The organism is Acetobacter aceti NBRC 14818, from assembly GCF_000193495.2.
In the GTDB taxonomy this organism is placed as follows: Bacteria; Pseudomonadota; Alphaproteobacteria; order Acetobacterales; family Acetobacteraceae; genus Acetobacter; species Acetobacter aceti.
On record NZ_AP023410.1, the window covers coordinates 2,237,432 to 2,256,647 of the forward strand.

Consider the following 19,216-nt stretch of genomic DNA (forward strand, 5'->3'; position numbering starts at 1 on the left):
CCAGATCCTTTTCAACTGATCAGGACGCTGTGCCGCCCACCGTCAGACCTGTCATTTTCAGCGTAGGCTGTCCCACTCCGACAGGAACGCCCTGCCCGGCCTTGCCACAGGTGCCAATCCCCGGATCAAGCGCCACATCAGAGCCGATCATGGAGATTGACGTCATCGCATCAGCACCGTTGCCGATCAGGGTCGCCCCTTTAACGGGTGCCGTCACTTTTCCATCCTCGATCATGTAGGCCTCGGAGGCTGCAAACACGAATTTACCTGACGTGATATCCACCTGCCCGCCACCAAAATTCACGGCGTAGAGTCCGCGCTTCACTGAGCGGATCATGTCGTCCGTGCTCGCCTGTCCCGCCAGCATGAGCGTGTTGGTCATGCGAGGCAGCGGCATATAACCGTAAGACTGGCGACGACCGTTCCCTGTCGGGGCAACGTCCATCAGACGGGCGTTCAGGCGATCCTGAATGAAGCCTGTCAGGATGCCGTCCTCAATCATGACCGTCCGACCCGAAGGCGTGCCCTCGTCATCGACAGTCAGACTGCCACGACGATCAGGCAATGTGCCGTCATCCACCACCGTCACACCGGGACTGGCGACGCGCTTTCCCATCAGGTCCGAGAACATGGACGTCTTCTTGCGGTTGAAGTCACCCTCCAGACCATGACCGACCGCTTCATGCAGGAGAATGCCGGGCCAGCCGGAGCCTAGCACGATTTCCATTTCACCAGCCGGAGCAGGCCGCGCATCCAGATTGATCAGGGCAGTCCGCAGCGCCTCGTTCACACCATGCTGCCAGGCGCTTTCCTCCAGCAGTTTCGTCACACTGTAACGACCACCAAAGCCGTAGGTGCCACTTTCGCGGCGACCATCCTTTTCCACCACGACAGAGATGTTGAGGCGCACCAGCGGGCGGATATCGGCGACTCTCAGCCCATCCGCCCGGATGATCTGCACTGCCTGCCACTCGGACGCGATGGAGGCCATCACCTGCACGACCCGGCTGTCCTTGCCGCGTGCATAAGCGTCGATCTGACCGAGCAAAGCAGCGCGACGGGCAAAATCCGTCTCATGCAGCGGATTGTTGTCGCTGTAGAGGCGCGTGTTGGTCGATCGCGGAGGCGGCGCCATGATGCCGGACCGGCCATTTCTTACGGCTGACACGGTCTCAGCAGCGCGCCTGAGGGACGAGGTGCTGATCTCGTCGGAATGGGCAAAACCGGTTTCCTCACCCAGCACGCTGCGCAGGCCAAAACCGCTGGACGTATCGAAAGAAGCCGAACGAATGACTCCATCATCCAAAGCCAGCCCTTCACTTTCCCGGTATTCCAGAAAGAGCTCCCCGTCCTCCATGCCTTCCAGCGCATGGGCGGTCATGCTCTCAGCTTCATCCCGACTCAGCAGGCCACCGGCGCGTTCGAAGAAAAGATGATCCGTGGCGGCAAGAGGCCCAAGCCCCGCGACCGAGGACTGCACGCTCTTTTCACCGGCAGATACAGCGACATTCCGGGTTGAGGCAGTGGACGACATGGGCAAGACTCCGGGGTAGAAAGTGGGAACGTCCTTATGGGTGTTCACCATCACGATACACCCTTATGTCATAACCGGTTTCTTCCGGCCCGGAAAACCCGCAGAGGGTTATTGCGTCATTATCCTGCAAGGACACGGTCGCACGAAAGGATTTCTCTTGAGGCGTCACCATTTCTCCTTACTCGTATGTTCTCTGGCCTCCAGCCTTTTCGCCTCTTCCCTGCTGTCGTCATGGCCAGCTTCTGCGCAGACCACAGGGACCGGAGACCCGGCAATGACTTCCGATTTTCGTGATAAATCCGCCCCTTTACTGCCGCCCACCATCACCCTGCATCCTGCAATCACACCTCCGCCTCAGGCTCCAAGACTCCCGTCCCAGCAGGACCTGCGTCCTCCCTCAATTGCTCTGGACGGATTATTTTCCGACATCGGAAAGGCCCACATCTTTACGGACGCGAAAGCCGCAGCAGACGCCTATCCGAACCGACCACCGGAAGAGATTCTGGCCACATGGCGGGCGCAGAAGAATGATCCGGGCTTCGATCTGAAAACCTTTGTCGCCACCTATTTCACGATCCCGGCCATCACCTCCGCCGCCTATCAGCGCAAGCCGGGCGAAAACGTGCGGGATTACATCACCGGCATGTGGGATGTGCTGACAAGGCAGCCGGACACTCCTGTTCCCTGGTCATCACTTCTGCCACTGCCGGAAAAATACGTTGTGCCCGGAGGCCGTTTTACGGAACTCTATTACTGGGACACCTATTTCACGATGATCGGCCTGTATGAGGGCGGACGCATTGATCTGATGCGCTCCACCTACAGGGATCTGGCGTCGCTGATCGACCGCTACGGACATATTCCGAACGGCAGCCGGACCTATTATCTCGGCCGTTCCCAGCCTGCTTTCTTCGCGCTGATGACAGATCTTCTGGCAAGCCATGACGGCAACCGGACCTACATCAAGTATCTGCCGGAACTGCAACGCGAATACGAATACTGGACCGATGGAGAGACGAAGCTCGCGCCCGGTCATGCGTGGCGGCATGCTGTCCGGCTGAAGGATGGCACCCTGCTGACCCGCCCGTGGGATGATCTCGATACCCCACGCGACGAGAGCTACCCGCAGGATATCGCCACGGCTGCGTCAACCTCCCGCCCCTCTTCCGAGGTCTGGCGCAATCTGCGAGCCGGATCTGAAACAGGATGGGATTTCTCGTCACGCTGGCTGCAGGACCGTCACACGCTCTCCACCATTCACACGACGGATCTCATCACGATCGAGATGAGCTGCATGGTGGCGCACCTCGCGCAAACTCTTTCCCGCACCTACGAGCTTACAGGAAACAAACAGAAGGCCGCCTTCTACAAGGCAGATGCAGACCGCCGCATTGCCGCTATCCGTCGCGTGTTGTGGGATCCGAAAAGAGGGGCTTTTTACGATTACGACTGGAAAGCCGGGAAGTTGACCGATGTGCTGTCAACGGCGACGGCTGTGCCTCTATTCCTGCATATCGCCACAGACCAGCAGGCGCATATCGTTGCGAAGACCCTGAAGGAAAAACTTCTGAAACCCGGAGGGCTTGTCGCAACGGATGTCACCAGCGGACAGCAATGGGATTCACCAAACGGCTGGGCTCCGCTCCAGTGGATGGCGATCAAGGGGCTCAACCTGTATGGCGAGGATGTTCTGGCACAGGATATCGCAGAGCGTTGGATGAAGCGCGTCATAGGCACTTATGAAAAAAGCGGTGTGCTTCTGGAAAAATATGATGTCGTCAATCCAGAGATCAGTCCGACAGGAGGTGCTGGTGGCGGTGAATATCCGATGCAGATCGGTTTCGGGTGGACCAATGGCACCCTGCTCGGGCTGATGAACCGTTATCCCCAAGTCGCCCAGCATATTCTGGGTCAATATCCTTATGCAGGACAGGCTTCCAAAAACGATTCCTCTCCGGGTAGCGGTCCAGCAGAAAATCCGCAGCCGATTCCTCTGACCACGAAACAGACGCTTTCATCCTCGTCCCATCGTGAAAACCCGGCTTCACATGAGGCTCAAAGAAATGAAAAAGGTCAGGAAAACCATTAGGTTTTCCTGACCTCTCATGCTGCATTCCGCCTGATTTACTTGTCAGAAAATCAGGCGGTCTGAAGAACTGTGGCTGTTAGCTGCGGCCTTCAAAGAAGTCCTTCACACGCGAGAAGAAGCCCGCATGTTCAGGGCTACTCTTCACATGCTCACCCGCTTCCTTTTCAAACTCTTCCAGAAGTTCTTTCTGACGTTTGGAAAGGTTCTGCGGGGTTTCAACGACAACCTGCACATACATGTCGCCCCGCGACGATGACCGCAGCACGGAGAAACCTTTGCCTCTCAAACGGAAATGCTCACCGCTCTGCGTTCCTGCGGGGATCTTCACACTGGCTCGGGTTCCGTCAACGACAGGCACTTCCACTTCAGTGCCCAGAGCCGCCTGCGCCATGCGCAGCGGCACACGGCAGTAAATGTTGGAACCGTCCCGCTGGAACAGCTCACTGGCCTGAACGGCGATATGAACATACAGGTCTCCAGCAGGAGCCCCCTTGCCGCCAGACTGACCTTCACCAGACAATCTGATTCGCGTGCCATCTTCAACGCCAGCCGGGATCGCGATCTCCAGCGTACGCGGCTGTTCGACAGTTCCCACGCCGTGACAGGCCGGGCACGGATCCTTGATGACGCGGCCTGCGCCGTGACAGCTCGGGCAGGGACGCTCGACTACAAAGAACCCCTGCTGGGCGCGGACCTTGCCCGCACCATGACAGCTCGGGCAAACCTCGACGCCAGCTTCCTTGTCCTTTGAGCCCGTGCCATCACAGGACTCGCACATGACGCGTGTCTTGATGGTGATGGATTTCTTCACGCCCGTGAACGCTTCCGCCAGCGTGATCTCGACCTGCGTCTGGATGTCGGCACCGGCGCTGCGTCCACCACCGCCACGGCGACCGCCCATCATGTCGCCGAACATCTGCTCGAAGATGTCGCCCAGACCGCCGCCGCCAAAGCCGCCACCGAAATCGAACCCGCCCGGGCCACCGCCGCCACCTTCAAACGCCGCGTGACCAAAACGGTCATAGGCTGCGCGCTTGTCGGCGTCTTTCAGAACATCATAGGCTTCATTGATCTGCTTGAAGCGCTCTTCCGCAGACGCATCTCCGGCATTGCGATCCGGATGATATTTCATGGCCAGCTTGCGGTACGCTTTTTTCAGTTCGTCAGAGGAGACTTCTCGGGTGACTTCCAGAACAGCGTAATAATCAAGTTTCGTGGCCATTGATTTCCTCGTAAGCGGGCTCCCTCTCACATGCGTCACAAAGGATGCCTGGAGGGTATAAAAAGATAACGCCCGCCCCAATGAATGGAGCGGGCGCCTTGAAGATTCGGCGTCTCTATCTTGCAGGGAAAACCGGTTTATCCGGTCACCCTGTCAGAACAGTTCCGCTCAGGCTTTCTTGTTGTCGTCGATTTCTTCAAAATCGGCATCAACCACCTTGTCGTCAGGCTTTGCGCCACCGGCAGCGGCGCCTTCGGCACCAGCACCACCAGCCTGCTCAGCCTTGTAGACCGCTTCACCAATCTTCATCGCCGCCTGCGTCAGACGCTCGGATGCAGTCTTCACTGCCTCGGCATCTGTTCCTTCAAGAGCCGACTTGACTGCAGCGACAGCGCTTTCCGCTTCGCTACGGTCAGCAGCGGGAACCTTGTCGCCCGCCTCGGACAGGGACTTCTCAACCTGATTGACCAGACCTTCTGCGTTGTTACGGGTTTCAACCGCTTCACGCTTGGCCTTGTCAGCCGTTGCGTTCGCCTCGGCATCCTTGACCATCTTGTCGATGTCAGCATCGGACAGACCACCAGAAGCCTGGATCTTGATCTGCTGCTCCTTGCCGGTCGCCTTGTCCTTGGCGGACACGGAGACGATACCGTTCGCATCAATGTCGAAGGTCACTTCGATCTGCGGCACGCCACGAGGAGCCGGAGCGATACCGGTCAGGTCGAAGTTGCCCAGCAGCTTGTTGTCAGCCGCCATCTCACGCTCGCCCTGATAGACCTTGATGGTCACGGCGTTCTGGTTGTCTTCAGCCGTGGAGAAGGTCTGGCTCTTCTTCGTCGGGATCGTCGTGTTGCGGTCGATCAGACGGGTGAACACGCCACCCAGCGTTTCGATACCAAGCGACAGCGGCGTCACGTCGAGAAGCAGAACGTCCTTCACGTCACCCTTCAGGACCGCGCCCTGAATGGCCGCACCGATCGCCACGACTTCGTCGGGGTTCACGTTACGGGCAGGCTCCTTGCCGAAGAATTCCTTAACTGCCTCGATGACCTTCGGCATACGGGTCATGCCGCCGACGAGGATGACTTCGTCGATCTGGGAACCGTTCAAGCCCGCATCCTTCAGAGCAGCCTTGCAAGGCTCCATCGTCCGGGTGATCAGGTCGTCAACAAGGCTTTCCAGCTTCGCACGGGTCAGCTTCACCACGAGATGCTTCGGACCGGAAGCGTCAGCCGTGATGAACGGCAGGTTGATCTCGGTCTCCTTGGAGGAGGACAGCTCGATCTTCGCCTTTTCAGCAGCTTCCTTCAGACGCTGCAGGGCCAGCTTGTCGGACTTCAGGTCGATGCCCTGATCACGCTTGAACTCGCTGGCGAGGAAATCGATGATCCGGTTGTCGAAGTCTTCACCGCCAAGGAACGTGTCACCGTTGGTGGACTTCACTTCGATCACGCCGTCAGAGATCTCGAGGATCGAGACGTCGAAGGTGCCGCCACCAAGGTCATAAACAGCGACCGTGCCGCCGTTCTTCTTCTCAAGACCATAGGCCAGCGCAGCAGCCGTCGGCTCATTGATGATACGCAGAACTTCAAGACCTGCGATACGGCCGGCGTCTTTCGTTGCCTGACGCTGGGCGTCATTGAAGTAGGCCGGAACCGTGATGACAGCCTGAGTGACTTTCTCACCGAGATAGGACTCGGCGGTCTCCTTCATCTTGCCAAGCACGAACGCAGCGATCTGGGACGGTGCGTAGCTCTTGCCGCGTGCCTCGACCCATGCGTCGCCATTGTCGCCCTTTACGATGGCGTAAGGAACGAGTTCCTTGTCCTTCTGAACGGTCGGATCGTCAAAGCGACGGCCGATCAGACGCTTCACGGCATACAGGGTGTTGGCCGGGTTGGTGACAGCCTGACGCTTGGCGGCCTGTCCGACGAGCATTTCACCACCTTCGGTGAACGCCACCATCGACGGCGTCGTGCGTGCGCCTTCGCTGTTCTCGATAACCTTTGTTTCGTTACCCTCGCGGATGGCTACGCAGGAGTTGGTCGTACCAAGGTCAATACCGATAACTTTGCTCATATAACTCAATCCTCTTTCAGCGGTCGCATACGGCCCGAAGCACCGGATACGCCCCTTATTTCAATAGCCCTGCCATAAATGGTGGCTGACTACATCATCTTTAAATCCGATGTAGGAGCCTCATGTCGGGCTTTCAAGAGTTGTTACTCCCGAAATACGACACAGACGGACTCAATTCTTGGCAACGACAACCATGGCGGGTTTCAGCAGACGGCCATGCAGCGTCCATGTGGGTGTCCAGGCCTGCATGACGGTTCCCGTCTCATGATCGGGGCTTGGCTGCTCGGCCATGGCCTGATGATGATTGGCGTCAAAAGCCTGGCCAGAAGGATCGCTGCACACAACGCCATGACGTTCGAGAATGGACAGGAACGACCGTTCCGTACCTTCAATTCCTTCGCGCATCTTGGTGATGATGCTGTCTTCACCTTCGGTTTTCGGCGGCAGGCTGGCAAGGCCGCGCTTCAGGTTCTCAGCCGCTTCCACGACATCGCGTGCGAATTTCTGCACGGCGTACTGACGTGCATCGTCGATCTCACGCTTGGTCCGCGCCCGAAGATTCTGCATCTCCGCTTCCGAGCGCATCCATTTGTCGTGCTCTTCAGCGAGTTGCGCTTCCAGTTCCTTGATCCGGTTGCTGGCCGCGCTCATCACCTCGTCAGACGAAGACGCCTGATCAGCAGCTGCCGCGTCTCCATGAACGGAGGAATGGTGCTCGTTGAGGTCAGTCGCCGCCTCATCCGCTGGCGATCCGGCCTCGTGTGTGTCTGTCATATTCGTCATACGGTAAGAATTAGGCATCCTCGGAGCAATCGACAAGAAGGCAGACCGGACGAATTTTGTGCTCAGCCCACCGCCGAACGCATTTCTACCGCCTCCCTCCGCTTCAGGGTGCATGCCTAATGGTTAATTTTTGCTTTCATTATTTGCATTTGCCATCAGCATTAATCCCCTGAATCCTCTAAAAATAAAATACCGACCGCCGCTCCCCGGTAGCCCGCCATGTCAGACCCGGCTATTATCCATTCAGTTTGCTCTTGATGAAGCTACAGAACGGGTGCGCCAGCGCCCCGGAGGGAATCAATTTCGTGACAGAAAAACAGACGATTGCGCTGGTTGACGATGATCGCCACATCCTGACCTCCGTCCAGATGACGCTGGAAGCCGAGGGCTACGCCGTTCGTGCCTTCATTGACGGGGAGCAGGCTCTTCAGGATCTGACCAGCCATCCGGTGGATCTGGCCGTTCTTGACATCAAGATGCCCCGCATGGATGGCATGGAACTCCTGCAGCGCCTCCGCGCCCGCTCCAACCTGCCGATCATTTTCCTTTCTTCCAAGGATGAGGAAGTAGACCAGTTGATGGGGCTGCGGCTGGGAGCTGACGACTACATCACGAAACCCTTTTCGCAACGACTTCTGATCGAGCGCATCCGTGCGCTTCTGCGCCGCAATGACGTCAACCGCGCCGAGGCTGCCGGCGAAATCACCAGCAACACTCTGATCCGCGGCGACCTGACCCTCGACGAGGCCCGTCACCGGTGCCAGTGGAAAGGCACTGATGTGCCCCTGACCGTCACCGAGTTCCTGCTGGTCAAGGCGCTGGCCTCCCGTCCCGGTCTGGTCAAATCCCGCGACCAGCTGATCGACGCGGCATACGGCGACAATATCTATGTGGACGACCGGACCATCGACAGCCACATCAAGCGCGTGCGGAAGAAATTCCGGCAGGTCGATGACGCCTTCAACCAGATCGAAACGCTGTACGGTATCGGCTACCGCTACAAGGAAGACTGAACCATGAGGCAGGCAGGGGAAGAGCGGTGACCACTCCACCGGAAGGCGAGCCTCACCGGAAAGTCACTCTTCCCGCAAGCCTGACCCATCTTTCGGGCGAAATCAGAAAACTGGCCCGGTCGAAGCCGGAGCTTCCTGCTCCTGTTGCGCGCGCCCTCGCCGTCTGTCGCCGGGCAATACTGAAGGCGACAACCTTTCTGTCGTCCAGACAGCGTGACGCCGGCACCCCCAAACGGCTGATTTCGCCGCTGATGCGTCGCATCCTGCTGGTCAACATCCTGCCGCTTGCCGTTTTCGGCATGACGCTGCTGTTTCTCAACCAGTTCCGCAATAGTCTGTTGGCGGCCGAAGTCGGGGCGTTGCGGGAACAGGCGCGTATCTATGCGGGCGCTCTCGGTCAGAGCGCCGTCATCCAGAATCCGGTCAGCCATTCACATCGCAATCCGGCGCTTCCCGCCGAAGCCTATACGCTTGAACCGGGGCTGACCCGCCCTCTCCTGCTGCGCCTTACGGAACCAAGTCCCAGAGCGGATGCCCGCGTCTATTCGCCTGACGGACAGCTGATTGCCGACAGTCATCAGGAAAAACTGGCGCATCACCTTGCGAGCAACCCGCCGTTGCCGCCGGATGTGCAGGAAACGCCCCTTCCAGGAGACGCAGTCGAACCCCCGCCCCATCCCGGCATCATGCGATCCGTCATCGATTTTCTTGTCGGCGGGGTGGATGATGGGCCATTGCGGGACGATGGCCATCCACACCCTCCCACCATCAGGGCACCGAACGACCATTCCTTTGATGAGGTGGAAACGCCGCCCTACATCCGTCGGACAGAAAACCACACACTGGTCATCACCATTGCGGAACCCATCGTCCATGACGGACAGACGGTCGGCATTCTACAGCTGACGCGTACCGGCGAGGCGATCGACACATCGCTCTTCAAGATCCGCTCATCCATCCTGTCGCTTTTTCTGCTGGCCATGGCGATCATGGTGCTGCTCTCGTGGTATCTGTCACTCACCATCGCCCGTCCCCTGCTGCGGCTTGCCACCTCCGCACATATCATGCGGGAAAGCTCCGGACGTTCCGGCACCGTGCCCAGCAGCCTGCTGGGTCGTAGTGATGAGATCGGCGATCTCGCCCGCGCTCTACAGGACAGCACGCAGGCCCTGTGGACACGCATGGATGCAATCGAGCGTTTCGCCGCCGATGTATCTCACGAGATCAAGAACCCGCTGACGTCCATCCGCTCCGCCATCGAGACGCTCCTCCGCATTGACGACGTGGAGCGCCAGCGACGTCTTCTGACGATCATCGCAGAGGATGTCCGACGGCTTGATCGGCTGATTACCGATATCTCTGACGCCAGCCGGCTGGATGCTGAACTATCACGTGCACGCGCAACACCTGTAGCCGTGGGACCTCTGCTTTCTGTTCTCGCCGAGATTCATCAGGCCACCCGCAAGCCGGATCAGCCGGAAATCATTGTAAACGTCCATGATGATACGCCTGCGCACCCGCTCCGGGCTCTGGCGGTCGAGGACAGGCTCGTGCAGGTTCTACGCAACCTGATCGGCAACGCCATTTCCTTCTCCCCACCTAACGGTCGTATCTGGCTGGAAGCGCATGCAGCTGGCCCCTTCGTGGAGATGTCTGTTGCCGATGAAGGGCCAGGTATTCCTGCCTCGAAGCTCGATTCCGTCTTTGACCGCTTCTATTCCGAGCGTCCGAAATCAGAGCATTTCGGGCAACATTCCGGTCTTGGCCTGTCCATCAGCCGACAGATCATTCAGGCGCTGAAAGGCACCATCCGGGCGGAAAACCGGATGGATACTTCCGGAAAAGTGCTGGGAGCCCGCTTTATCATCCACCTGCCACAGGCCGAGACCTCGACCGGCCGTGAACACGGTGGAGAGGTGATCGGTCATGCGAAGTCCGATCGCCGACTACCCGGCCCACCGGAGACGGGAACGTCGGACGATGAAGAGTAAAGGTTCTGTTGGCGCTTAACAGCATCCTGCTCGGATGGTTATTGATGGGGCTTTGCCCCATGCCCCACAAAGGGACACGGCCCCTTTGATCCCGATTGTTTTCTACAAACCGTAAAACACAAAAAAGGGGCACTGAACCAATACTGTTCAGTGCCCCTTTCCGTGTCTTCAACCGCCCTGTTTCAGCGCGGTGCGAGGACCATAACCATCTGACGGTTTTCAAGCCTCGGCATCTGCTCGACCTTGGCTTCTTCTTCCATCTCGTTGCGGATACGCTCCAGAACCTTCACACCGAGGTCCTGATGCGCCATCTCACGTCCACGGAAACGGAGCGTGACCTTGACCTTGTCACCATCGCCAATGAACGACTTCATGGAACGCATCTTAACCTGGTAGTCATTTTCGTCGATATTCGGACGAACCTTGACTTCCTTGATCTCGATGACCTTCTGCTTCTTCCGCGCTTCGTTCCGCTTCTTCTGCTGTTCATACTTGTACTTGCCGTAATCAAGTATCTTGCAGACCGGCGGCTCAGCGTTCGGGCTGATTTCCAGAAGATCCAGTCCGACGCCATAAGCACGGGCCAGAGCCTCACGCGTCGTCATCACGCCCTGCATTTCGCCTTCCTCATCAATCAGGCGGACCTGAGGAATGCGAATCTCTTCGTTTACGCGGGGCCCCTCACGATTAGGCGGGGTGGGAATGGGTGGTCTTGGTATGGTAAGCTCCTGTCAACGTGACGGCACAAAGCGCGGCAACCCCTCCGGGCTCCCGAATCCCTGCTAACATATAATCGCATTATGTGCGTACGGGAACCGTCAAGATCAAGTGTTCTCACCTTATTTGATTTATACCCATCCCGATGAGGACTGGTCATCACCGGACGCGACTGCCCGGAACCGGCGCAAGACCGTTCCGGCCTTTCTTTCTCCATTGGGAAATCCGGATTTCTTCTGATGACATCACTGGTCATCACCATCCCGGTCATCCTCAACAGGCCGTGTTCCCACGGATACCTGCATTTGCAGAACAACCGCCTTGCGCCTCACGGTCAACGGGAGAGTCGTTCCGGGCTTTGTGGCGGCAATGATACGAATCAGGGTGCGAGCATTTTCAACATGCTCGGAGCCAACAGTAATGATGAAATCGTTCTTCCTGAGGCCAGCGAGCTGAGCTGCACCGCCCTTGTCAGCATCGACGACTCTCGCCCCATCCTGCCCCTCTTCATCCTCAAGCGTCACACCCAGCCATCCGCGCTCGATATGACCACTGGTGCGCAAGGCTTCGACCACCGGGATCACAATTTCGGAGGGAATGGAGAAGCCGATCCCGACCGAGCCGCCTGTTGGCGAGACGATGGCAGTGTTGATGGCGATCACCTCACCCTGCATGTTAAAGGTCGGGCCGCCGGAATTACCCGGATTGATCGGCGCATCGAGTTGCAGGAAGTCATCGAACGGACTCGCGCCAATGTCGCGTCCACGCGCTGACACGATTCCTGCCGTAATGGATGACCCCAGACCAAACGGGTTACCCGCGGCCATGATCCAGTCACCCACCTGTACCTGCCGACTCTCGCCCCATTTCACATAGGGCAGAGGCGTCAGACTCTCGACCTTGATAACCGCAATATCGGTCAGGTCATCCACACCCATGACCCGCGCCGGGAGTTCATGTCCGTTGGCCAGCGACACCGTGATGTTCGACGCATCGCCAACAACGTGATTGTTGGTAACGATGATGCCCGATGGGTCGATGATGAAGCCGGAACCAGCGCCCAGCATCTCCTCGCCATGCCGCCTCAGACGTTCCCGGAAACGGCGTTCAAGCGGCGTTCCCTTGACGTCCGGCAGGACGTGGAGACGTTTGCTGCTGGAAGGGTTGATGTCCCGTGTCACGGCGATATTGACGACAGCAGGTCCCACCTTCTTGACGAGAGGTGCAAACGTCAGTGGCCGCGCCACCCCGAGGACAGCCGCCATGTCGTTGCTGACAGGGGGAGCAACCGGAGGAGATACACCATCGGCATGAGCCGGAGTCATGACCTCGAACCCCTGCCCGGCCAACAGGCCTGCGGACAGCAGGGAAAGGGCAAAACGGCTTCTGGCGGGCAGAGAAAGCCTGTCCCGACGCCAGCCGAGGCGCAGACGGGAAGGCCGAAAGCAGGATAGTCCGGTCATTATGCGTTCAGCATCTTCATCACACCCTGATGCGTTGAGATAAACGAAACGTGAATACAATCCTAAAGATACAACACGACTGCTAATTTATGTCACACTGTGGCACGGATGCCGCGTCTTAGTGTCTTTTTCGTGGCTCGGGCGGGGTCGCCACCGCCGGGTTCTCCGGCCAGTCATGGCGTGGATACCGTCCCCGCATGTCACGGCGCATATCCAGCCAGCCATTCGTCCAGAACGACGCCAGATCCGCCGTCAAAGCCTGTGGACGTCCGGCGGGAGACAGCAGCGCCAGCCGCAGAGGCACTCGGCCTCCCGCCAGACGTGGCGTCTCCGTCGTGCCGTAGAAGGTCTGCGCCCGTGCCGCCGCGACAGGGACCGGCTCGGTATAATCCACCTTTATGCGCCCTCCTTTCAGGGCGAGTTCGGTTGGCAGCTCCCTGTCCAGAGCGACCAGTTCTGCATGAGGAAGGCGACTGCGCAGGATCGCCAGCAGATCGAGCCCCTTCAGCGCGGTCAGCGTCGTCACACCATTCAGCCACGGCGACAGCCATTCCGCGACAGACGCTGAAAGCGCCTCATTCGATAGATCAGGAAGATCGGTTCGACCGAGTGTTTCCCGTGAAACAATGATACGGGCCTGAAACTGTCTGGCTGCCTCTGTCCATGTCAGAGCCGTATCGAGCGAACCTGCCACCTGCGCCAGCAGAAGCTCCGAGGCATCCTCACACTTCACCGTTTCGGTCCGATCACGCAGGACCAGTGCTCCGACACGTAAACGACGTCGCGCGATGATCGAGCCAGTCGTCGAGTCGAGCGCTGTTTCCACCTGCTCGGTCGCCCGATCCAGCAGCGCCTGCGGGAGGTTGTTCGGATCAAGCGGCGCGGCCAGTCTGATTTCGGCGCTTTTCCGCAGGAACAGGGAGGCTACCGCCAGCAGCTTGCCCTCGCCCAACCTGTCCGCCTTGCTGATGCGGGCGCTGCCTCCGCCTGAGAGGCGATAACTCCCCGGCTCTCCTCGGGCCTGCGCGATGCGATCAGGGAACCCCGCCGCCACGAGCGCCGCAACATCGCCCACAGCAGGCGTCTGCGCACGCAGCCCGAGACGGCGTCTGAACTGTCCCGCCGCCTGTCTGATCCGCGCCAGAGCGCCCCGGTCCGCATCCGGATGATCGCCACCCGCAATGAGATCCAGACGAAGCGACAGATCCGCCGGCGGCACAGGCGGAGGACCGCCGGAACGTCCGCCCCCTCTAGGACGGAGAGGGTCGCGTTCTTCCAGGAGCGCCGCCAGATCAGCGGCCAGCGATGCTTCAGTCGGGTTGCGGGCGGCCACCATCATCGCCGCCAGACGCGGATGCGTGCCAAGCGACGCCATTCTGCGCCCCAGTTCCGTCGGGTGTCCGTCGTCGTTCACAGCGCCCAACTGGACCAGCAGCTCACGCGCCGCCGCGACTCCACCTGCGGGAGGCGGATCGGGAAAACGGAGAGCGCTCTCACCGCCCATAGCATCCCCCCAGAGACTGGTGGCCAGCACGAAATCGGACAGATCGGCATCCAGAATTTCCGGGCGATCATGTGGAGCAAGTCCGCGCCCCGTCGCCTCCGTCCAGAGCCTTAGACTGGAACCGGGCGCTTCACGGCCGGCACGGCCCGACCGCTGAGTGGCCGCCGCACGGGAGATGCGCATCGTTTCTAGCCGCGCCAGTCCGGCCCCGGGATCGAAACGCGGCGCTCGACGAAAACCGCCATCAATCACAATCCGCACGCCGGGCACAGTCAGCGACGTCTCGGCGATGGAGGTGGACAGGATCACACGACGCCGACCATCCGGCTCGGGCGTCAGCACACGGGCCTGTTCGGCGGGAGGCAGTTCACCATGCAGAGGCAGCACCAGCGCAGACGCTCCCTGCAATTCGGTCATGGCGCGTCTGATCTCACCGGTCCCCGGCAGGAACACGAGAATGTCGCCTTCGTGTTCCATCAGCATCTCGCGCACGGCGCGGGCGGCTTCCATCGGCAGGTCACGCGGCGAGGTCAGGTCACGTTTCGCATGACGAATCTCAACGGGGAACTGCCGTCCCTCGCTTTCCACGACTGGAGCCTGCATCAGATCGCACAGCGTCGCCGTATCCGCCGTCGCCGACATGGCGAGCAGGCGGAGATCGGGACGCAGCGTCTGCTGAAGATCGAGGCAGAAAGCGAGCGCCAGATCGGCATCCAGAGAGCGCTCGTGGATTTCATCGAAGATCACGCAGGCCACATCGTCCAGCGTCGGATCGGACAGCAGGCGACGCAGGAACAGTCCTTCCGTCACGACCTCAATACGGGTCGCGTCCGAGACCGCGCTTTCCAGACGTGTGCGAAATCCAACCGTCTCCCCGGCCCGCTCGCCCAGCAGCGACGCCATTCTCTGCGCCGCCGCGCGCGCCGCCAGCCGTCTGGGTTCGAGCATGATGATCCGCTCGCCCTCCCCGCGCCATGACGCCTCAAGCAGAGCCAGTGGAGCGAGCGTGGTCTTGCCTGCTCCCGGCGGGGCCACCAGCACGGCGTTGGGCTGTGCCTCCAGCGTCGCGGTCAGTGCAGGCAGGCAGACTCTGACAGGGAGTTCCTCTCCCGGCGCGTTCAGCAGTGCGGCGATGATGGCGGTTCTGTCGTTCATGCTGCGGTTATGGCGGGAGGCGGAAGGCGGAGCAATCTCCCCAGATGGACTGTCTGTTTCATGGGGCGGTTTTGCGGCGGGTTTTCATTCGACAGAACGCTGCTCCCCGCTATCGCCAGTTTGCTGTAAAGAGGTCCGTCCATCCCGTCACTGTCACAGGAGCGCGACCCTGCGCACTCTCCGCACCCTGTCCACCAGCTTCCTCGCGCTTGCCGGACTGTTCCTGTCCCTTCCTGCCCCTGCGGCTGAAAGTCAGGTAGTCACAAGCGAACGGGACACGGCCAGCCTTGTAACCGACACTGACAGGATCGAAGCGGGGCATCCCTTCAAGGCCGGACTGCTTCTGCATCTGAAACCCGGCTGGCACACCTACTGGAAAAATCCCGGCGACGCGGGCGAACCGGTGAACCTGACCGTTACCCTGTCCGGCAACCTTTCCGGTAAGGCGGACGCCATCGAATGGCCTGCGCCGGAACGTCTGCCGGAAGGCCCGCTGATGTCGTACGGCTATACCGGCGATGCTCTTTTGCCGGTCACAGTCACGCCGCAAACTGCCGACACGCAGAGTCAAACCGTGACCATCAGCGCTCATGCGGACTGGCTTGTGTGTGCGGCTGTCTGTGTTCCGGAGCAAGGTGATTTTCACCTGGATCTGCCGATGGGAGCAGCCACACCTTCTGCGCAGGCTCCGCTCTTCAGACACGCGGCGGAGCAGCAGCCCCGTCCCTCTCCTTTTCAGACAACCATCACACCGGACGGCCTGCTGACCGTGCGGGGCGACGGCCTTTCCTCGCAGGCAGTCAAGCAGGCATGGGTCATCCCGGACGAGGCCGGGCGCATTGATCAGGTCGCGCCACAACCTCTGACGGTCGATCAAGGGCAGATGACGCTTCGCCTCAAGCCGGAGGAAGGATTCAATGGTGGAAAATCCTTTGCTGGTCTTCTGGAGTTGCGGGACGCGGCCAATGAAAAAAGCGTCCTGTCCTTCAGCGCCACCCCTGTTGCAGCAGCCGTGCCCCATGCGCCCGAGACTGGCTGGCTGGCGCTCGTCGCCTTTGCCTTTCTTGGTGGCCTTATCCTGAACCTGATGCCTTGTGTCTTTCCGGTTCTGGCCATGAAGGCGCTGGCAATTTTACGCCTGCATGAAGACCGGAAGCACTTTCAAAGCGGTCTCGCCTATACGGCGGGAGTGCTGGCGATGTTCGGATTGCTTGGGGCTGTGATGCTGGTGGTGCGTCATGCCGGGCTATCGGCCGGATGGGGTTTCCAGTTCCAGTCGCCTGTGTTTGTTGCCGGAATCTGCTGGTTTCTGTTTGCGGTCGGACTGGGTCAGCTTGGCCTATTTGAATTGCCCGTCATCAGCGCCGGCCAGTCCATTCTGACCCGGCATCGCGGTCTTTCGGGGGATTTTCTGACCGGATTGCTCGCCGTTCTTGTGGCGACACCCTGCACGGCGCCCTTCATGGGAGCCGCCATCGCAGGCGCGCTCGCAGCGCCTCCTCTGGCGGCGCTCGGTATTTTTCTGGCCATGGGTCTTGGACTGGCCAGTCCCTATCTGGCGCTTACCCTTGTTCCGAATGCGGGACGGTTTCTTCCCCGCCCCGGTCGCTGGATGGATACCTTCCGACAGATTCTGGCTTTTCCCATCTTTGCAACCTGCGTCTGGCTGATCTGGGTTCTTGCTCAGGAGGGCGGCGGCAACCCGGTGGCGATCGGATGCGCCGGACTTCTGGCCCTGGGTTTTAGCGGCTGGCTCATGACCCTTTCCCGGACGGTTTCTTCCCGCAGAGCCTCTCCCGTTATGTTTGCGGCAGTCCTTATCGCCCTGTCGCCTGCCGCATTACTGCTTCTTCTGCCATCGTCCTCGGAAATGTCGGCACATTCCTTGAGCGCAAATGCTGACACAGCAACAGCGTTCTCACCGGAACGCCTCGCATCTTTAAGAAAAGACGGAAAGCCTGTTTTTGTGGACATGACAGCGGCATGGTGCATCACCTGCCTTGTCAACGACCATGTGGCGCTTGAAAGCTCTGTCGTTCAGAAAGCCTTTGCCCAGAACGGGATTGTTTTCATGAAAGGCGACTGGACCAACCGGGATGCCAGCATCACCACGTTCCTGCATGATCATGGACGCGATGGCGTGCCGCTTTATGTTTATTATCCGGCTCATGCAGAGGGACGCATTTTGCCACAGGTTCTGACACCGGACATGGTTGTGCAAGCGGTTGAAGGAAAGTGACAGGAAACCCTTCTGTCATTTCAGACTATTTTCAAACAGAAGCGACAAAAATACCGCTCACTCCATTTTCACAATAGCAAGAAGCCTTTTCAAAAATATTGAAACCACACTCCCTGATTGAAGAAGAGCTTTCAAAGCCAACGGATCAGTCTGAATAAATTATTGTGAAACAATCCTTTATGTGTTTCATAATCATACTTTCCTGAACATACTTTCAGGACAGAAAACGATATTCAGTAACCAAACAAAGCAGTGCTATCGTTCGTAGGGAGTTTCCATGCCTGAAGTCTGTGTCTGCTACACATCCGACGTCGGCTACCTGTTTCCAAGCTTCGTCAGCGCCCTACAGGCGAGACGCAATTCCAGCAGGGCTCTCACCGATATCCTTCTGATCGGGATCGATATAGATCCAGCCACGCAAAAAATCTTTTCCAGACTGTGTGAGCAGAATGATATTGTCTTTCTCTGTTATGCGGCCAGAGATATCGAACATGCACCCGCCATGCTAGCCCGTCTTTTTCTTGATGACCTTTTGCCCAGCCCTTACGAACGCTTCCTGTATGTAGATGGTGATACCCAGATACGGGGCGACCTGGACCGCCTCCTGCAACAGCCTCTTGCCGAAGGAACATTCGGGGCCGTAACGGACCCCATGAGTTTTGCGGTGGGCGACGATGACCCCGCAGCACGCTCATTTCTCGAGCACTTTTCTGCGTTCGGTTTTTCTGACGATGACGCAAAGCAGTATTTCAATTCCGGCGTTCTTTATGCCGATCGCGCCGGATGGGGACGCATAGGGCGCGAAGCATGGGAAAAGTTCGGCCTATTCCAGTCGAAAACGCGTTATCCCGATCAGGACGTTCTCAATCTTGTCGGACGTGACCATCGTCTTTCGATGTCTTTTTCATGGAACTTTCCGATCTTCTTCAGAAATATCGGTCTTGATCCCATTATTGCGCCCTGCATCTACCACTTCATGTCATCCCCCAAGCCTTGGGATGCCAACCTGCCGCCGTGGGATGTGACAGCTTCCTCGCCTTACGATGAAATCACAGGCACTTTTCCAGAACTCGCATCTTACCGAAAACGTATGTCTGCAGGTAGGTGGTTCCGATATACCCTTCAGCAAAGATACAAGCGCTGGCTGGAGAGGCGAGAATGGTCGGGCGAACGCGTGCAGCGTATTCTCGCTTATGAACAGAATGCCGATATAAAAAGCGGCTTCAAGACTGGCAGCTGATCATCCACTGAATTCTATTGGTTGTTTTTGGAAGTCCTGTTGACCTGAAGCTTTTTTCAAAAAGCTTCACCAAAAACTTTCTTTAAAAATCAACAACCAGACAATTTCTTCAGCGGATCATCAGAAGTCTTTTTCACCACCCCTTCATCTGTGCAGCGTTTTCTTTTTTGCAACTCCACAAAAGGGC

Annotated in this window: 12 protein-coding genes; 5 read left to right on the plus strand and 7 right to left on the minus strand. The window is 58.6% G+C overall.

All coding sequences use genetic code 11. The features are described from left to right. Positions 1–19 precede the first annotated feature (19 nt). Positions 20–1,534, minus strand: a complete 1,515-nt coding sequence (gene tldD / locus EMQ_RS10215; RefSeq protein ID WP_010666097.1) for a metalloprotease TldD — start codon at positions 1,532–1,534, stop codon at positions 20–22. Between the two features lie 274 nt (positions 1,535–1,808). On the opposite strand from tldD, the gene treF reads away from it, so the two are divergent. Then, positions 1,809–3,623: an alpha,alpha-trehalase TreF gene (treF, locus tag EMQ_RS10220; protein ID WP_010666098.1), complete on the plus strand. Its 1,815-nt coding sequence runs from the start codon at positions 1,809–1,811 to the stop codon at positions 3,621–3,623. 76 nt (positions 3,624–3,699) lie between these two features. Here treF and dnaJ read toward each other — a convergent pair whose 3' ends face one another. The 3 genes from dnaJ to EMQ_RS10235 all read right to left on the minus strand — a co-directional run bounded on the left by dnaJ (position 3,700) and on the right by EMQ_RS10235 (position 7,707). Beyond that, positions 3,700–4,845, minus strand: a complete 1,146-nt coding sequence (dnaJ, locus tag EMQ_RS10225) for a molecular chaperone DnaJ (RefSeq protein ID WP_010669006.1) — start codon at positions 4,843–4,845, stop codon at positions 3,700–3,702. A gap of 168 nt (positions 4,846–5,013) precedes the next feature. Next, positions 5,014–6,924, minus strand: a complete 1,911-nt coding sequence (dnaK, locus tag EMQ_RS10230) for a molecular chaperone DnaK (RefSeq protein WP_018308050.1) — start codon at positions 6,922–6,924, stop codon at positions 5,014–5,016. A gap of 171 nt (positions 6,925–7,095) precedes the next feature. Then, positions 7,096–7,707, minus strand: a complete 612-nt coding sequence (locus tag EMQ_RS10235) for a nucleotide exchange factor GrpE (protein ID WP_010666701.1) — start codon at positions 7,705–7,707, stop codon at positions 7,096–7,098. Positions 7,708–7,964: 257 nt separating this feature from the next. Here EMQ_RS10235 and EMQ_RS10240 point away from each other — a divergent pair, with 257 nt between their 5' ends. Together EMQ_RS10240 and EMQ_RS10245 are read left to right on the plus strand one after the other, a co-directional pair. Further along, positions 7,965–8,720, plus strand: a complete 756-nt coding sequence (locus EMQ_RS10240; RefSeq protein ID WP_010666700.1) for a response regulator transcription factor — start codon at positions 7,965–7,967, stop codon at positions 8,718–8,720. Positions 8,721–8,971: 251 nt separating this feature from the next. Next, positions 8,972–10,711 carry an ATP-binding protein gene (locus tag EMQ_RS10245; protein ID WP_373278057.1) on the plus strand — a complete coding sequence of 580 codons (1,740 nt, stop codon included), beginning with the start codon at positions 8,972–8,974 and terminating at the stop codon, positions 10,709–10,711. A gap of 182 nt (positions 10,712–10,893) precedes the next feature. Here the strand turns inward: EMQ_RS10245 and infC are convergent, their stop codons facing one another. The 3 genes from infC to hrpB all read right to left on the minus strand — a co-directional run bounded on the left by infC (position 10,894) and on the right by hrpB (position 15,550). Beyond that, complete coding sequence (gene infC / locus EMQ_RS10250) at positions 10,894–11,415, minus strand: translation initiation factor IF-3 (protein ID WP_026200089.1); 522 nt, start codon at positions 11,413–11,415, stop codon at positions 10,894–10,896. A 258-nt stretch (positions 11,416–11,673) separates the two neighbouring features. Continuing rightward, positions 11,674–12,891, minus strand: coding sequence for a S1C family serine protease (locus EMQ_RS10255; RefSeq protein ID WP_010666697.1), 1,218 nt, complete (start codon positions 12,889–12,891; stop codon positions 11,674–11,676). A gap of 118 nt (positions 12,892–13,009) precedes the next feature. Continuing rightward, a complete protein-coding gene (gene hrpB / locus EMQ_RS10260; protein WP_010666696.1) occupies positions 13,010–15,550 on the minus strand; it encodes an ATP-dependent helicase HrpB in 2,541 nt (846 codons plus the stop codon). Between hrpB and EMQ_RS10265 the strand changes: the two genes are divergently transcribed. Continuing rightward, positions 15,528–17,789, plus strand: a complete 2,262-nt coding sequence (locus tag EMQ_RS10265; RefSeq protein WP_231367955.1) for a protein-disulfide reductase DsbD family protein — start codon at positions 15,528–15,530, stop codon at positions 17,787–17,789. The two genes, hrpB and EMQ_RS10265, sit on opposite strands and share 23 nt — an antisense overlap. Positions 17,790–18,066: 277 nt before the next feature. Next, positions 18,067–19,029 carry a glycosyltransferase family 8 protein gene (locus EMQ_RS10270; RefSeq protein WP_010668276.1) on the plus strand — a complete coding sequence of 321 codons (963 nt, stop codon included), beginning with the start codon at positions 18,067–18,069 and terminating at the stop codon, positions 19,027–19,029. Positions 19,030–19,216: the final 187 nt, after the last annotated feature.

Excerpts from the sequence above, each read along its gene's own strand:
- tldD (WP_010666097.1), bottom strand. The coding sequence starts at position 1,534 with ATGTCGTCCACTGCCTCAACCCGGAATGTCGCTGTATCTGCCGGTGAA.
- treF (WP_010666098.1), top strand. The coding sequence starts at position 1,809 with ATGACTTCCGATTTTCGTGATAAATCCGCCCCTTTACTGCCGCCCACC.
- dnaJ (WP_010669006.1), bottom strand. The coding sequence starts at position 4,845 with ATGGCCACGAAACTTGATTATTACGCTGTTCTGGAAGTCACCCGAGAA.
- dnaK (WP_018308050.1), bottom strand. The coding sequence starts at position 6,924 with ATGAGCAAAGTTATCGGTATTGACCTTGGTACGACCAACTCCTGCGTA.
- EMQ_RS10235 (WP_010666701.1), bottom strand. The coding sequence starts at position 7,707 with ATGACGAATATGACAGACACACACGAGGCCGGATCGCCAGCGGATGAG.
- EMQ_RS10240 (WP_010666700.1), top strand. The coding sequence starts at position 7,965 with ATGAAGCTACAGAACGGGTGCGCCAGCGCCCCGGAGGGAATCAATTTC.
- EMQ_RS10245 (WP_373278057.1), top strand. The coding sequence starts at position 8,972 with ATGCGTCGCATCCTGCTGGTCAACATCCTGCCGCTTGCCGTTTTCGGC.
- EMQ_RS10255 (WP_010666697.1), bottom strand. The coding sequence starts at position 12,891 with ATGACCGGACTATCCTGCTTTCGGCCTTCCCGTCTGCGCCTCGGCTGG.
- EMQ_RS10265 (WP_231367955.1), top strand. The coding sequence starts at position 15,528 with ATGATGGCGGTTCTGTCGTTCATGCTGCGGTTATGGCGGGAGGCGGAA.
- hrpB (WP_010666696.1), bottom strand. The coding sequence starts at position 15,550 with ATGAACGACAGAACCGCCATCATCGCCGCACTGCTGAACGCGCCGGGA.
- EMQ_RS10270 (WP_010668276.1), top strand. The coding sequence starts at position 18,067 with ATGCCTGAAGTCTGTGTCTGCTACACATCCGACGTCGGCTACCTGTTT.